The sequence below is a fragment of the Streptomyces sp. GMY02 genome (assembly GCF_019056675.1).
In the GTDB taxonomy this organism is placed as follows: domain Bacteria; phylum Actinomycetota; class Actinomycetes; order Streptomycetales; family Streptomycetaceae; genus Streptomyces; species Streptomyces odonnellii.
Window position 1 is genome coordinate 1646092 of record NZ_CP077658.1, and the last position, 13765, is coordinate 1659856.

Here is a 13765-nt window from a genome sequence, read left to right on the forward strand (position 1 = left end):
CGCCCGCCCGGAGGCCGGGGGGCCTTACGGTCGGCCGCGCCCGGACCTGCCCCCGCCGTTCGTCCTGGATCGCCGGACGGGCGAAGAACCAGCCCGTCCGACAACCGAGGGCAACGGCTCGGCGGGCGTGGCCGCCGAGCCGGCCGCCCGCGAAGTGGCGTCCGGCCATCGGCGGCGGCGCCCGTGCGTCAGGACACAGCCAGCAAGGCGCGGGCCTGCTGCTGGAAGTGGGCGTCCGCCGCTATGAGGCTTCTGGTGTGGCCCGTGGGCCAGACTCTGCGGTCTCGTTCCGCCAGGTCCCTCAGACGGGCGCGGTGGTCCGGCGTCAGGGCCGCCGGGCCCAGGGCCGTGAGCGCGTCCAGGGCCCCTTGAGGATCGGCATTCCGTTCGGCCGCGGCGAGCAGTGTGGCGGCCAGGTCGGCGGGGTCCTGGGTGGAAGGGGCCACGGCGAGCAGGGCCAGGGCGACCGACGGCGCGCGATGGAGGTCCGTCAGATGGTGCTCCAGCGCCGGGACCAGCGCGGCGGCGGCCGGGCCGAGTCGGGCGGCGGCCCGTGCCGCCCGTATCGCCGTCCAGCGCGCCCATTCGTTGTCCGCGTCCGCCAGTACGCCCGCGATCACCGGCACGGCATCGTCCGGGTCACCGGTCAGTCGCCACAGCGCGAGGGCCGTCTCCAGGTCGGCGTCCATCCGCGGGGTCGTCCGGCGGTCGCCCTCCCCGCCGAGGGCCGCCCGGAGCACCGGAAGCAGTACGGTCGCGTCCTGGCCCAGCGCGTCGACGGCGCCGACTGCCTCCCGTATCCGGTGGAGGTCGCCGCCGGCCAGTTCGGCGGCGAGCGCGGTCAGCAGCGGTTCGCTCTCGCCGGTGAGTCCGTGCAGTGCCCGCGCCGCCGCGAACCGGCCCTCGTCCGGCCCCGATACGGCCGCCTCCCGCAGTGGCGCGACGGCCCCGGCAGGATCCACGGCCGCCAGGGCGCGCGGTACGACGAGGGGGAACCGGCGCAGTGCCGCGACGAGTTCGGGAAAGGCGGGCGCTGCACGCTCGCCCCAGTGCGTGAGCAGCCGGGTCAGATGGATCGGCTCGTTCCCCTGGAGTTCCGGGTCGGCCAGCCGCACGCGGACGGCGGTCAGCAGCTCCGGGTGGTACGGGAACGACGGGGCGTCCCGCCCGTCCGGGAAGCCGACCGCCGCGCCGAGGGCGCCGGGACGCTCGGGCAGATCCCGCGCGAGCAGCGGGGCCGCCCGCTCCGGGTCCACCCGGACGAGGGAGCTGAGCGCGCGGTCCGCGAGATCGCCGCCGCCCGCCGCCAGGGCGGCCAGCGCCGGAGCCGCGGGAGCCGCGTGCGGGCCCAGCTTGTCCAGGACGAGGAGTGCCGTACGCGCCGACGACGGGTCGCCCAGTAGCCCGATCACCGCGGACGCGAGCCGCGCCGGAGCGCTGCGCGAGAAATCGCACGCCTGCTCGGCGGCCCACAGCCCCTCCGCCCTGCTCTCCGCGCCCGGAGCGCGCAGAGCGGCGTCGAGCAGGAAGAGCGCCGCCTCACGGTCCGCGGACGTGTCACGCTCCAACAGCTCTGCGACGATGTACTGAAGGGGCTCCGTCCGGTCCTGATCGAATCGGTCGGCGACCAGATCGTCCAGCGGAAGCAGCGACACCGCCGTCTCGTGGTGTGCGGGCGTCCAGGGCAGCCCGGTGTCCAGCGAGGCGAGGACCGCGGCGATCCTCAGCTCCGGCGGCTCCCCCGGGTCGAGCGCCGCGACCACCCCGGGCGCCGAGCCCACCGGGTCGAGCAGCACGATCCCGGAGAGCAGTTCGGCTCGTACGAGAGCGTCCTTCTCCCGCTCACGCCGCCGCAGCAGCACCGGAAGCACCGTCCGCGCCTCTCCCGTACCGGCCGCCGTCCAGACCGCCGCCTGCCGCAGCCGCGCGTCGCCGTCCTCCACGAAGGGCAGGATCAGGGGCAGTTGGGCGATGACCGCCGCCCGGCAGGCACCGGGCTCGGACTCGCTCGGGCCGCGCTCATGCTCGCCCTCCGCTATTCCGCCGAGCAGGACGAGCAGGTCCGGACTCCGGACCCCGGCCGCTGCCAACCGCGCCAGATACGGCACGGCCCGCGCGGTGGCGTCGTACACCGAGCCCTGGTGGAAGATGCTGCCGTACAGCTCGTCCAGAGCCGCCGACCCCTCTTCCTCGTCCTCGCTCGCCAGCCCCCGGAGCAGCCCGGGCACATCGGCCGCGCTGCCGTAGGCGTGCTGAAGGTCCGCCCAGGGCTGGGCGTCCAGATCGGCGAATACCTGTACGAGATCCATGGCCCGAATCGTGCCACGGGGGTCCGACAACGCCCCGTCTTGTCCACAGGCCAGGCACTCAGTCCGCGTTCAGCCCCCGCCCGTGCGCCTCGTCGTACGCCGCCCGCGACCGCGCGATCGTCACCCGGTGGCGCTCCGCCCAGTCCGTCAGCCCCAGGAGCGAGGCGTGCAACTCGCGGGCGACGGATGTCAGTTCGTACTCGACCTTGGGCGGGACCGTGGGGTGCGCGGTACGGATCAGCAGCCCGTCGCGCTCCAGATTCCGCAGGGTCAGTGTGAGCATCCGCCGGCTGATCCCCTCGATGGAACGCTCCAGTTCGGTGAACCGGATCGGCCCATGGGCGGCCGCGATCAGGATCAGGACGCTCCATTTCCCGGCGACCCTGTCAAGAACTTCCCGCACGGGGCACGCCTGCGCGTGCACGACCTGCGACGTTACCCGCGTGTTCCCCTGGGACATCGAAGTGCCTCCTTACGACGGACTCCACGGTCACTCACGATAACCCCCGTTACATATCGTGCACCTTTGGAGGTCCAAGCCATGGTCCAAGCCATGGACGGGGTCGTCTCACCCTCCCGTCACTCCCGCTGGACAGCGCTGGTCGTGCTGTGCGCGGGGACCCTGATGACCGTCCTCGACGGCAGTATCGTGACCGTGGCGATGCCCGCCATCCAGTCCGGTCTCGGCTTCTCCCCGGCCGGTCTCGCCTGGGTCGTCAACGCCTATCTCATCGCCTTCGCCGGGCTTCTGCTGCTGGCAGGCCGGCTCGGCGATCTCATCGGCCGGCGGCGGATGTTCGTCTCGGGGCTCGCCGTCTTCACCGCCGCTTCGGTGCTCTGCGGGGTCTCCACCAGCTCCGGTGCCCTGATCGCCGCGCGCTTCGCGCAGGGCATCGGCGGGGCGATGACCTCGGCGGTCGTCCTGGGCATGTTGGTGGCGCTGTTCCCCGAGGGCCGTGACCGGGCCAGGGCGATCGCCGTGTTCAGCGCGGTCGGGGCCGCGGGCGGGGCGCTCGGCACCTTTCTCGGCGGCGCCCTCACCTCTGCTCTCGGCTGGCACTCGATCTTCCTGATCAATCTCCCGATCGGGGTGGCCGCGCTGATCGCCGCCCTGCGCGTCCTGGCGGACGACCGCGGCCAGGGCCTCGGCAAGGGGGCCGACTACGCGGGCGCGGTCCTGGTCACCGCGGCGCTGATGCTCGGAGTCCACACCATCGTCAGGGCCGCGGCCCGCGGCTGGACGTCCACCCCGACGCTCGGTTTCGGGGCGCTGTCCGTGCTGCTGCTCGCGGCCTTCGCCGTACGGCAGGTGTACGCGGCCGATCCGCTCCTGCGGCCGCGGCTGCTGCGCTCCCGGACCCTGGCGGGCGCGAATCTCGTCCAGCTCCTGATGGTCGCCGGGATGTTCACCTTCCAGTATCTGGGCGCGCTCTACATCCAGCGGGTGCTGGGCTTCGACGAGTTGCTGACCGGCATCGCTTTCCTGCCCGCGCCGCTGGTCATCGGGGTGCTGATGCTCGGCTTCTCGGCACGGCTGACCGTACGGTTCGGGCCCCGGCGGGTGCTGCTGTCCGGGCTCGCGCTGATCGTCACCGGGCTGGCGGTGCTCGGACGGGCGCCCGCGGACGGTACGTACGCGATGGACGTACTGCCCGTGATGCTGCTGCTCGGGACCGGCTTCGGGCTGGCCATGCCGGCTCTCACGGGCCTGGCGATGGCGGACGTGCGGCCCGAGGACGGCGGTCTGGCGTCCGGCCTGTTCAACACCGGCCAGGTGGTGGGCGGGGCGCTCGGTCTGGCCGTCACCGCGGCTCTCGCCTCCGGCCGGACCCGCGAGTTGCTCGGTGCGGGCGACGACGCGATCGCGGCCCTGAGCGGTGGCTATCAGCTCGCGTTCCGTACGGCGGCGGGCCTCGCGGTGGTGGCGCTGCTGGCCGCGGCGGCTCTCCTCCGTACAGAAGGGCCGCGTACGGAAAAGCCCCGCAAGAAGAGGGCTCGCACTGTCAAGTCCGGTACGGGAAAGCCTCGTACAGGTGAGCCACGTACGAACGAGCCGCGAACCCCTACCACCCATACGGGTTGATCCCGGACCACTCGCGTAATCTCGTGATCCGGCCGGTGCGCGCCTGGGGAACCGGCGCGCACCACGGGGGAAAGGGCCGGTACGTGATCCACGCGCTCCGCAGACTGCTGCGCGTCCTGCTGGTCCCGGCGATGTGCGTCATCAGCACCGCGTGCGCCGGTACCCCGCAAACACCGGCCGCGCTGGACGAACCGGCGAAGAAGGAGATCGCGATGCGGCTCGTCTCCAGCGCGGAGAACTCCTCACTGGACTGGAAGGCCCAGTACGGCTACATCGAGGACATCGGCGACGGCCGCGGCTACACCGCCGGAATCATCGGATTCTGCACCGGCTGCGGCGATCTCCGCCTGGTCGTCCAGCGGTACACGAAGGCCCGCCCCGGGAACGCGCTTGAGCGTTTCCTCCCGGCACTGCGGGGGGTCGAGGGCAGCGCGTCCCACGAAGGGCTCGGCCGCGCCTTCACCGACGCCTGGAAGAAGGCGGCCAAGGATCCGGCCATGCGGCAGGCCCAGGACGCGGAGCGCGACCGGATGTATTTCGGTCCGGCCGTCGCGCGGGCCAAGGCCGACGGACTGGGCGCGCTGGGGCAGTTCATCTACTACGACGCCTATGTGATGCACGGCTATGCCGACACCAAGGGCTCGGCCGGCTTCCGTACGATCCGCGAACGCGCCCTGCGCCGGGCCGAGTCGCCCGCTCGCGAGGGCGACGAGACCGCGTATCTCGGCGCGTTCCTGGACGCGCGGGCCGCCGCGATGCGCGGCGAGCGGTCCCACTCCGACACCAGCCGGATCGACACGGCCCAGCGGGTCTTCCTCGACCGGGGCAATCTGGCTCTCGACCCTCCGCTCGACTGGACGGTGTACGGCGACCGTTACCACATCGCCGACAAGTAGCACCCGCCGGAGCGGTCGACTTGTAGTCAACTGTCCGGCCCTCACGCCCTCTTCACACCCGACCGGGTATACGACACCTCCCGCCTTTGGTAGGAAAGCTTCCTAACAGATAGCGCAACCAGGAACTCTCCCCATGGAGGTCAGGGTGCCCACCCCCCACATACGCACTGTCCTGCTCGCACTGACGCTCGTCGCTCTTCCCGTCACCGCCACCACCCTGGCGAACGCGGCACCGAACCCCACCGCCCTCGCGCCCGCCGCCCCCGCCGCGGCGGCGGGACTCGACGACCCGGCGAAGAAGGAGATCGCCATGCAGCTCGTCTCCAGCGCGGAGAACTCCTCACTGGACTGGAAGGCCCAGTACGGCTACATCGAGGACATCGGCGACGGCCGCGGCTACACCGCCGGAATCATCGGATTCTGTTCCGGTACGGGCGACATGCTGGACCTCGTCGAGCTGTACACCAGCCGCAAGCCGGGCAACCCGCTCGCCTCGTATCTGCCCGCCCTGCGCAAGGTCGACGGCACCGACTCGCACCAGGGTCTGGACCCGGGCTTCACCTCGGCCTGGAAGCAGGCCGCCAAGGACTCCGCGTTCAAGACCGCGCAGAACGACGAACGCGACCGCGTCTACTTCAACCCGGCCGTGAACCGCGGCAAGCAGGACGGGCTCGGCACGCTCGGGCAGTTCACGTACTACGACGCCATCGTGATGCACGGCGACGGCGGCGACAGCACCAGCTTCAGCAATATCCGCAAGCGCGCCCTGGCCAAGGCGAAGACCCCGGCCCAGGGCGGCGACGAGCGACAGTATCTGCACGCCTTCCTCGACGCCCGGGTCTGGGCGATGAAGCAGGAGGAGGCACACGAGGACACCAGCAGGGTGGACACCGCGCAGCGGGTGTTCCTCAACAAGGGCAATCTGAACCTGGATCCGCCGCTGGACTGGAAGGTCTACGGCGACAGCTTCCACATCGGCTGAGCCAACCGGCCGGCGCGGGATCCTTCCCGCGCCGGCCCAGGTGGTTACGGGACAGCTTCAGGACTCCGCGGCGATCCGCGCGAGCCGCCGCGCCTCGTCGCGGGTGGAGCGGGCGACGGCGTCCTCGTCCACCCTGGTCGGACGCCCGTCCTCGACCACCGTCTGCCCATTGACCAGGGAGAGCGTGACGGGCGCGGCGGCGCCGAAGACCAGCGCCACCACCGGGTCCGCGATCGAGGCATGGGCGAGGGTGTCCAGCTTCCAGAGCACCAGGTCGGCCAGCTTGCCCGCCTCGATCGAGCCGATCTGCCCGGCACGGCCCAGAACCTGGGCGCCGCCGTACGTACCGAGGCGCAGTGCCTGACGGGCGTTCAGGGCGGCTTCGCCGCGCGCGCCGAGACGGTTGATGAGCAGGGCGTTGCGCAGCTCGGTGTGGAGTTCGCCGGACTCGTTGGAGGCCGTGCCGTCGACCCCGAGGCCGACCGGGACACCCGCCGCGAGCATGTCCGGGACCCGGGCGATCCCGGCCGCGAGCCGGGCGTTGGAGGACGGGCAGTGCGCGACCCCCGTACCGGTACGGGCGAACGCGGCGATGTCGGAGTCGTTCATATGGACGCAGTGGGCCATCCACACATCCGAGCCGAGCCAGCCGGCCGACTCGAAGTAGTCGGTCGGGCCCATTCCGAACCGCTCCTTGCAGAACTGCTCCTCCTCCACGGTCTCACTGCCGTGCGTGTGCAGCCGCACGCCCTTGCGGCGCGCCAGCTCCGCGCCTTCCCTGAGCAGTTCGGTGGAGACGGAGAACGGCGAGCAGGGCGCGACCGCGATCTGGGTCATCGCGTCGAAGGCGCTGTCGTGGTGGCGGTCGACCGTCTCCTCGGTGGCGGCGAGCGCGGCGTCGAGGGTCTCGACGGCGAAGTCCGGGGGCAGTCCGCCGTCGGACCGGCCGCGGTCCATGGAACCGCGGGCGAGGGTGAACCGTACGCCCGTCTCGGCCGCGGCCCCGATGATCGCGCCCGACAGATCGCCCGTACCGCGCGGATAGACATAGTGGTGGTCCATGGCGGTGGTGACCCCGCCGCGGGCCATCATCGCGAGTGAGCCGCGCGCGGCCGCCCGTACCATCGGCTCGTCGATCCGCGCCCAGACCGGATAGAGCGCGACCAGCCAGTCGAAGAGATTGTGGTCGGTGGCGAGGCCTCGGGTGATCCACTGGTAGAAGTGGTGGTGCGTGTTGACCAGGCCGGGGGTGACGAGATGGCCGGTGCCGTCGATACGGCGTGCCACCCCGTCCAGGCCGGCCGGAGCCCTGCCGGGGCCGACGGATTCGATCCGGTTGCCCGCGACGACCACATGCCCCGAGGCGTACTCGGTGTCGTGGGCGTCCACGGTCGCGATGGCGCAGTTCTCGATGACGATGCGCGAAGCCGCCATGGCGGTTCCTCTCCCTGCCTTCAGAGATGGGGCCGGCTCGGAGCCTCGGAGCCGGGCTCGAAGATGGACTCGGGCCGGGCTCAGAGATGAGTGAGGTCGAGCGGGATGCGCGGCTCGGCTCCGTCGCGCAGAACGGTCGCCTCTATCAGACCGTAGGGACGGTCGGCCGCGAAATAGACCTCGTTGTCGTTCTTCAGCCCGAAGGGTGCCAGATCGACCAGGAAGTGGTGCTTGTTCGGCAGGGCGAAACGGATCTCGTCGATCTCTCCGCGGTTCTCGATGACACGCGAACCCATCTGGTAAAGGGTCTGCTGGAGCGAGAGTGAATAGGTCTCGGCGAAGGCCCGGAGGATATGCCGCTTCGTCCGGTCGTACGAATCGTCCCAGTCCGGCATCGGTTCGTCTTCGCCCGACCAGTGATAGCGCCATCTCGCGGAGACCTCGGTGGCGAGAATACGGTCGTACGCCTCGCGGAGCGTGGTGTATTTGTCCTTGACGAAGCCCCAGAACTCGGAGTCCGTCGAATTCATCACGGTCAGGTCCTTGAGACCGGAGATGATCTCCCAGGTCTCACCGTCGAAGGTGATCTGGGTGACGCGGGTCTCCTGGCCCGTACGGACGAAGGAGTGCGCCGACGCGTCGGGGGCAGCTTCGGGCGAAGGTCCGTCCGCGTCGTATGGAGGCCCGTCCGCGGCGGCGATGCGGTCCCAGGCGTACTCCTCGATCCGTATGCGGGCCTGGTGGATCGGTTCCTGGCTGGTGACGAAATGCCGGGCGAGACGCATGCCGAACTGCTCGGCCGACTCTATTCCGTGCTCCTTGGCGAACGCGTACACGGTGTTCTTGGTGGTGTCGGTCGGCAGCACATGCGCGTTGGAACCGGAATAGTGGACGTCCGCCATGTCGCCCTGGAGCGCGACGGAGACATTCAGGTCCTTGATGTGGTGGATACGGCCGTCCCTGGTGATCCTGACGACACGCGTCTCCGCTTTTCCGTACTGGTTCTGGCCGAGCATCGTGGGCATTTCTGCTAGCTCCCTCGGTATACGGAGTAGCCGAACGGGTTGAGCAGCAGCGGTACGTGATAGTGCTCACCGGCGGTGACTGTGAAGGTGACCGTCACCGCCGGGAAGAAAGCACCGCTACCACTCCGACGCGATGTCTCCCGTCCCTGCTCCTCGGCTTGATTCCCGTCGGCCCCGCTGATGATCCCGCCGGCGAAATACTCCTCGGTCGCGAATTCGAGACGTACCTGAGCCGTTCCCTCCGGCAGCGCGGGCAGGTCCTTGCACCGCCCGTCGGCGTCGGTGCGCGAGTCGCCGAGCGCCTGCCAGGCCGCGTCGGGGCCGGTGCGGGCCGCGAGCGAGACGGCGACGTCGGCGGCCGGGCGCCCGACGCTGGTGTCCAGGATGTGCGTGGACACCGAAGCGGTGGCCGCGGTGCCGGCGCTCATGAGTGGTCGCCCTCTGCTGGGAAGTCCCGCGCGACGAGATCCCCTGCCGCGAGGTCGTGCGTCACGAGACGGGCCAGCCGGATGCGGTTGATCTTGCCGAGTTCGGTGCGCGCGACGGCACGCTCCTGCTCGGGCGTGTGCGTCAGCCGCTCCTTGAGAGCGTCGAGCATCTCCTCGCCGGTCGCGCCGGTGGCACAGATCAGGAAGACATGTCCGAACCGCCCCTGGTACGCCAGATTCAGTTCGAGCATCTCGGCCCTGAGCGCCTCGGACGCACCGGCCATCCCCCGCTGCTCGCGGGACGAGACCGGGTCCCCGGGCTTCGGCCGGCCGATGGGCGGATGCCCGGCCATCGCCTCGGCCAGATCCGTGTCGGTCAGTTCACCCATCGCGGTATCGGCGGCGGCGAAGAGCGCGTCCTCGGTCGCGTACGGACGGTGGGCGAGCAGCTTTCTCCCCCAGGTCCGACCGGCGCACACCTCGTGCAGCAGGGCCAGAAACTCGCTGTCGGGGAGGGTGTTGAACCGGACCAGGCCCGGTGTCGGAGTCGGTGTCGACGTCACGGGAGCCTCCGTGGCTGTGCTGGGCGGGCTGCGCATAGCTAACGCCCTCAGCACCCCACCGTCAACACTTTGTTGAAATCTCGTATACGGCGCCAGGGCGACGGCCTCTCGGGCGCGGCAACAGCACCTCCCCCGAGGCAGCCCCTCAGGTCAGCGGCTGCTCGCCCTTCGCCACGTTTGCCGCGTTCGCCGCATTCTCGCGGTTGAGGTAGTTGTAGACGGTGAAGCGGCTGACCCCGAGGGCGCTCGCCACCGTCTCCACACCATGCCGCACCGAGAAGGCGCCGCGCGCCTCCAGTATCCGTACGACCGACTGCTTGGTCCTGCGGTCCAGTTCCGCGAGGGGCATGCCGTGCCGGCGCTCAAGACCGGCCAGGATGTGGTCCAGCGACTCCGAGAGCTGGGGCAGCCGTACGGCGAGGACGTTCTCGCCCTCCCAGGCGAGCACGACATCGTCGGGCCGGGCCTCGTGCGGCGCCAGCAGTTCCCCGCCGATGGCGTCGACCAGCGGCTTGACGGCCGTCACAAAGGGATGGTCCGGCGGCCCGCTCATCGCCCGTCCCCCGCACTCGCGCCGGACTCGCCGCGCCCGGCGCCCCCGGCCCCGCCCGTCTCACCGGTTCCGATCACATTGACCTGGAGCGACACCCGTGTCGCCCCGGCCGCCAGCGACCGCCGCAGCAAGGTGTCCACGGTGTTCAGTACGGCCTCGGCGCCGCCCTCCGCCGTATTGCCGAAGGGCCCCACGTCGACGGAGTCCAGCGCGGCCCCCATGACCACCTCGCGCGCCACCACCGCGTGCGCGGGCGCCTCGTCGAGATCGAACGGTTCGGTCGTGAACTCGACTCTCAGTCGCACTGTGCCTCCATCGCGCCGCGCCCCGGGTCGAGGACGACCCTAACCGAAGCGAAACGCGCTTCGGCCGGCCGTGACCCACCGCGGCCGGCCGAGCGCGACCGGCCGCCCCGGCATCAGCCCCGGATCTCCTGGGTGCAGCATTTCGCCCCGCCGCCCGCCTTGTGGAACTCCGACAGATCGACGGGCACGGGTACGTACCCGTCCCGGGCGAGCTGCCCAATGAGCCCCACCGCCTCGGGCGCGACGATCACATGGCGCCCGTCGGAGACGGAGTTCAGCCCGAAGGCCATCGCGTCCTCCCGGCTCGCGATCAGCGCCTGCGGGAAGAGCCGCTCCAGGACACCGCGGCTCCCGGGCGAGAACGCCCCCGGGTAGTACGCGACGTTCTCGTCGTCCAGGGCGAACAGGGCGGTGTCCAGGTGGTAGAAGTACGGGTCCACGAGCCGCAGGCCGACCGTCGGCACCCCGAAGAACTCCTGGGCCTCCTGGTGCGCCGCGACGGTCGTACGGAAGCCGGTGCCGGCCAGGACGAGCCCCCCGACCGGGACGAAGTCCCCCTCGCCCTCGCACACCGCGTCGGGGATGTGCGTCTCGTACCCCGCCTCCTTGAACCACGCCGCGTACACGCCCGCTTCGGGCTGGCGTTGCGCCGCGTGGAAACGGGAGCCGAAGACCTTGCCCTCCAGGACGAGCGCGGCATTGGCCGCGAACACCATGTCGGGCAGTCCCGCGACGGGCTGGACGGTATCGACCGTATGGCCGAGGCCGCGGTAGGCGCGTACGAGCGACTCCCACTGGGCATGTGCGAGGGCGGTGTCGACGGGCTCGTCCAGGCGCATCCAGGGGTTGATGGCGTAACTGACGGCGAAGTGGCGGGGTTCGCAGGTGAGATAGCGCCGGGGCCGGGGCACGCGGACGGACGGCACGGGGTTTCCTCTCGCCGACGGGAACGCGACGTGAATGCGACGGGGGAACGCGACGGAGCTTCGGCGGGATGCCGGAACCGACATCGGGATGCCTCAACGATAGGAACCGGACGAGACGGCCCTCAAGCCGCGGATGTTGCGCGCGGACGCAAGAATGCGACGTCGTGGGGCTGTTCGGCGGCGGTTCGTTGCGTCGGGCCGCCCATCGCGCGGAGGGGCACCGCGAGGCCCCGGATTTCCGCCGTCTTCCCCCGTCACCTCTTGACAGCCCAGGAGCCCCACGGGCAGGCTTTCCATCAAGCAGAAGATGACTTCCGCAATACGGAAGGAGCGCCTGACTCCTCATGGCCCCTCTCTCCACGAACGGGCGCGGCACCGAGCAGCGCTTCGATGTGAACCTGTCCATCCTCTTCACCGAGCTTCCCCTGCTGGAGCGCCCCGCGGCCGCCGCGGCGGCGGGCTTCGGCGCGGTGGAGCTGTGGTGGCCCTGGATCGACACCCCCACCCCGCCGCAGGCCGAGCTGACCGCCCTCAAGAACGCGCTCGACGACGCGGGCACCCAGCTCGTGGGGCTGAACTTCTACGCCGGGCAGCTTCCGGGGCCCGACCGCGGCGCGCTCTCCGTGCCCGGCGAGGAATCCGAGCGGTTCCGCGCCAATGTCGAGGTCGCGGCCGGCTTCGCCGACTCCGTGGGTTGCCGCGCGCTCAACGCGCTGTACGGCAATCGCGTCGAGGGTGTCGCCCCGGACGTCCAGGACGCCCTCGCCCTGGACAATCTCGTGCTGGCCGCCCGCGCGGCCCACGAGACCGGGGCGACCCTGCTCGTCGAGACGCTCAACAAGCCGGAGTCCCCGCGCTATCCGCTGGTGAGCGCCGAGTCCGCGATCGAGGTCGTCGACCGCGTCAACGAGGCCACGGGGCTCGGCAACGCCGCGTTCCTGCTCGATCTCTACCACCTGTCGATGAACGGGGAGGACCTGCCCGGGGTCATCGACCGGTACGCCGACAAGACCGGCCACGTACAGATCGCGGACAACCCGGGCCGTGGCGCTCCGGGCACCGGTGCGCTGCCGCTGGACGATCTCATCGGGCGGCTACGGAAGGCCGGTTACGCCGGCTGGATCGGCCTGGAGTACAAGCCGGGCGACCGCCCGAGCGCCGAGGCCTTCGGCTGGCTCGCCAACTGACCACCTTCACGGGCGTGTCGAGAAGCGCGCGCGTGTGCTGAAAGAGGGCACCTCATGAGTAGTCTTCCCAAGATCGCGTGGATCGGCCTCGGCATCATGGGCTCGCCCATGTCCGAGAACCTGATCAAGGCCGGTTACTCGGTGACCGGTTACACCCTGGAGCAGCCCAAGCTCGACCGGCTGGCCGCGGCCGGCGGTACGGTCGCCGGCTCGGTCGCCGAGGCGGTCGGGGACGCCGATGTCGTCATCACGATGGTGCCCGCCTCCCCGCAGGTCGAGGCCGTCGCGTACGGCGAGGACGGCATCCTGGAGAACGCCAGGAGCGGCGCGCTGCTGATCGACATGTCGTCCATCACCCCGCAGACCTCGGTGGATCTGGCGAAGAACGCGGCCGAGAAGGGCATCCGGGTGCTGGACGCCCCGGTCTCCGGCGGCGAGGCCGGCGCCATCGAGGCGGTCCTCTCCATCATGGTCGGCGGTGAGCGCGCCGACTTCGACACGGCCAAGCCGCTGTTCGAGGCCCTCGGCAAGACCATCGTGCTGTGCGGACCGCACGGCGCGGGCCAGACGGTGAAGGCCGCCAACCAGCTCATCGTCGCGGTGAACATCCAGGCGTGCGCCGAGGCGGTGGTCTTCCTGGAGAAGTCCGGGGTCGACCTCACGGCGGCCCTCGACGTCCTCAACGGCGGTCTGGCCGGCTCGACCGTACTGACCCGGAAGAAGGACAACTTCCTGAACCGGGACTTCAAGCCCGGCTTCCGGATCGATCTGCACCACAAGGACATGGGCATCGTCACGGACGCCGCGCGCAATGTCGGGGCCGCGCTTCCGGTCGGCGCCGTGGTCGCCCAGTTGGTGGCCTCCCTGCGCGCGCAGGGCGACGGCGGCCTGGACCACTCCGCGCTGCTGCGCTCCGTCGAGCGCCTCTCCGGTGACCAGGTCTGACGACCAGTGACCAGGTCCGGCCGTCCCGGCTGTTCCGGGCCTTCCGGCCGGGCACCGGACCCCTGACCCCGGGCGGCGCCAGCGCTGACACCTGTCCTGTCGCGCCCAGGCGCTGCCGCCGCCCGGCCT

The 13765-nt window shown here is 70.8% G+C and carries 14 protein-coding genes; 5 read left to right on the top strand and 9 right to left on the bottom strand.

Going from position 1 to position 13765, the window contains the following annotated elements; translation table 11 throughout:
* Positions 1-188: 188 nt before the first annotated feature.
* On the bottom strand, positions 189-2309 hold the full coding sequence (locus KQY30_RS06900; RefSeq protein WP_217306072.1) for a hypothetical protein: 2121 nt from the start codon (positions 2307-2309) through the stop codon (positions 189-191).
* Between the two features lie 58 nt (positions 2310-2367).
* Positions 2368-2769, bottom strand: coding sequence for a helix-turn-helix domain-containing protein (locus KQY30_RS06905; protein WP_217306073.1), 402 nt, complete (start codon positions 2767-2769; stop codon positions 2368-2370).
* A gap of 81 nt (positions 2770-2850) precedes the next feature.
* Here KQY30_RS06905 and KQY30_RS06910 point away from each other — a divergent pair, with 81 nt between their 5' ends.
* The 3 genes from KQY30_RS06910 to KQY30_RS06920 all read left to right on the top strand — a co-directional run bounded on the left by KQY30_RS06910 (position 2851) and on the right by KQY30_RS06920 (position 6270).
* Positions 2851-4392: an MFS transporter gene (locus KQY30_RS06910; RefSeq protein WP_254406989.1), complete on the top strand. Its 1542-nt coding sequence runs from the start codon at positions 2851-2853 to the stop codon at positions 4390-4392.
* 131 nt (positions 4393-4523) lie between these two features.
* Positions 4524-5288, top strand: coding sequence for a chitosanase (locus KQY30_RS06915; RefSeq protein WP_217310817.1), 765 nt, complete (start codon positions 4524-4526; stop codon positions 5286-5288).
* 133 nt (positions 5289-5421) lie between these two features.
* Positions 5422-6270 carry a chitosanase gene (locus KQY30_RS06920; protein WP_217306074.1) on the top strand — a complete coding sequence of 283 codons (849 nt, stop codon included), beginning with the start codon at positions 5422-5424 and terminating at the stop codon, positions 6268-6270.
* A 57-nt stretch (positions 6271-6327) separates the two neighbouring features.
* On the opposite strand, the gene KQY30_RS06925 is transcribed toward KQY30_RS06920, so the two are convergent.
* From KQY30_RS06925 to ddaH, 7 genes are all read right to left on the bottom strand, one after another.
* Positions 6328-7704, bottom strand: coding sequence for an 8-oxoguanine deaminase (locus KQY30_RS06925; protein ID WP_217306075.1), 1377 nt, complete (start codon positions 7702-7704; stop codon positions 6328-6330).
* An 80-nt stretch (positions 7705-7784) separates the two neighbouring features.
* Entirely contained in the window at positions 7785-8729 is a 945-nt protein-coding gene (gene pucL, locus KQY30_RS06930) for a factor-independent urate hydroxylase (RefSeq protein ID WP_217306076.1), read from the bottom strand.
* Between the two features lie 5 nt (positions 8730-8734).
* On the bottom strand, positions 8735-9157 hold the full coding sequence (gene uraH / locus KQY30_RS06935; RefSeq protein ID WP_217306077.1) for a hydroxyisourate hydrolase: 423 nt from the start codon (positions 9155-9157) through the stop codon (positions 8735-8737).
* Positions 9154-9756 carry a 2-oxo-4-hydroxy-4-carboxy-5-ureidoimidazoline decarboxylase gene (uraD, locus tag KQY30_RS06940; protein WP_217306078.1) on the bottom strand — a complete coding sequence of 201 codons (603 nt, stop codon included), beginning with the start codon at positions 9754-9756 and terminating at the stop codon, positions 9154-9156. Before uraD ends, uraH begins: the two co-directional genes overlap by 4 nt.
* 109 nt (positions 9757-9865) lie before the next feature.
* Positions 9866-10273, bottom strand: a complete 408-nt coding sequence (locus tag KQY30_RS06945; RefSeq protein ID WP_217306079.1) for a helix-turn-helix domain-containing protein — start codon at positions 10271-10273, stop codon at positions 9866-9868.
* Positions 10270-10578 (bottom strand): hypothetical protein, encoded by a 309-nt coding sequence (locus KQY30_RS06950; RefSeq protein ID WP_254406990.1) that lies wholly within the window; start codon positions 10576-10578, stop codon positions 10270-10272. The genes KQY30_RS06945 and KQY30_RS06950 overlap by 4 nt, the downstream gene beginning before the upstream one ends.
* A gap of 113 nt (positions 10579-10691) precedes the next feature.
* Complete coding sequence (gene ddaH, locus KQY30_RS06955; RefSeq protein ID WP_254406991.1) at positions 10692-11504, bottom strand: dimethylargininase; 813 nt, start codon at positions 11502-11504, stop codon at positions 10692-10694.
* Positions 11505-11848: 344 nt separating this feature from the next.
* Between ddaH and KQY30_RS06960 the strand changes: the two genes are divergently transcribed.
* The gene (locus KQY30_RS06960; protein WP_217306081.1) at positions 11849-12691 is read left to right on the top strand and encodes a TIM barrel protein; all 843 of its coding nucleotides are present in this window, start codon (positions 11849-11851) and stop codon (positions 12689-12691) included.
* Positions 12692-12745: 54 nt separating this feature from the next.
* Positions 12746-13636 carry a 2-hydroxy-3-oxopropionate reductase gene (locus tag KQY30_RS06965; protein WP_217306082.1) on the top strand — a complete coding sequence of 297 codons (891 nt, stop codon included), beginning with the start codon at positions 12746-12748 and terminating at the stop codon, positions 13634-13636.
* The last annotated feature ends 129 nt before the right edge of the window (positions 13637-13765 follow it).

Bases quoted from the DNA above. Each gene is read 5' to 3' on its own strand.
- KQY30_RS06900 (WP_217306072.1), bottom strand. From the start codon at position 2,309: ATGGATCTCGTACAGGTATTCGCCGATCTGGACGCCCAGCCCTGGGCG.
- KQY30_RS06905 (WP_217306073.1), bottom strand. From the start codon at position 2,769: ATGTCCCAGGGGAACACGCGGGTAACGTCGCAGGTCGTGCACGCGCAG.
- KQY30_RS06910 (WP_254406989.1), top strand. From the start codon at position 2,851: ATGGTCCAAGCCATGGACGGGGTCGTCTCACCCTCCCGTCACTCCCGC.
- KQY30_RS06915 (WP_217310817.1), top strand. From the start codon at position 4,524: ATGTGCGTCATCAGCACCGCGTGCGCCGGTACCCCGCAAACACCGGCC.
- KQY30_RS06920 (WP_217306074.1), top strand. From the start codon at position 5,422: ATGGAGGTCAGGGTGCCCACCCCCCACATACGCACTGTCCTGCTCGCA.
- KQY30_RS06925 (WP_217306075.1), bottom strand. From the start codon at position 7,704: ATGGCGGCTTCGCGCATCGTCATCGAGAACTGCGCCATCGCGACCGTG.
- pucL (WP_217306076.1), bottom strand. From the start codon at position 8,729: ATGCCCACGATGCTCGGCCAGAACCAGTACGGAAAAGCGGAGACGCGT.
- uraH (WP_217306077.1), bottom strand. From the start codon at position 9,157: ATGAGCGCCGGCACCGCGGCCACCGCTTCGGTGTCCACGCACATCCTG.
- uraD (WP_217306078.1), bottom strand. From the start codon at position 9,756: ATGCGCAGCCCGCCCAGCACAGCCACGGAGGCTCCCGTGACGTCGACA.
- KQY30_RS06945 (WP_217306079.1), bottom strand. From the start codon at position 10,273: ATGAGCGGGCCGCCGGACCATCCCTTTGTGACGGCCGTCAAGCCGCTG.
- KQY30_RS06960 (WP_217306081.1), top strand. From the start codon at position 11,849: ATGGCCCCTCTCTCCACGAACGGGCGCGGCACCGAGCAGCGCTTCGAT.
- KQY30_RS06965 (WP_217306082.1), top strand. From the start codon at position 12,746: ATGAGTAGTCTTCCCAAGATCGCGTGGATCGGCCTCGGCATCATGGGC.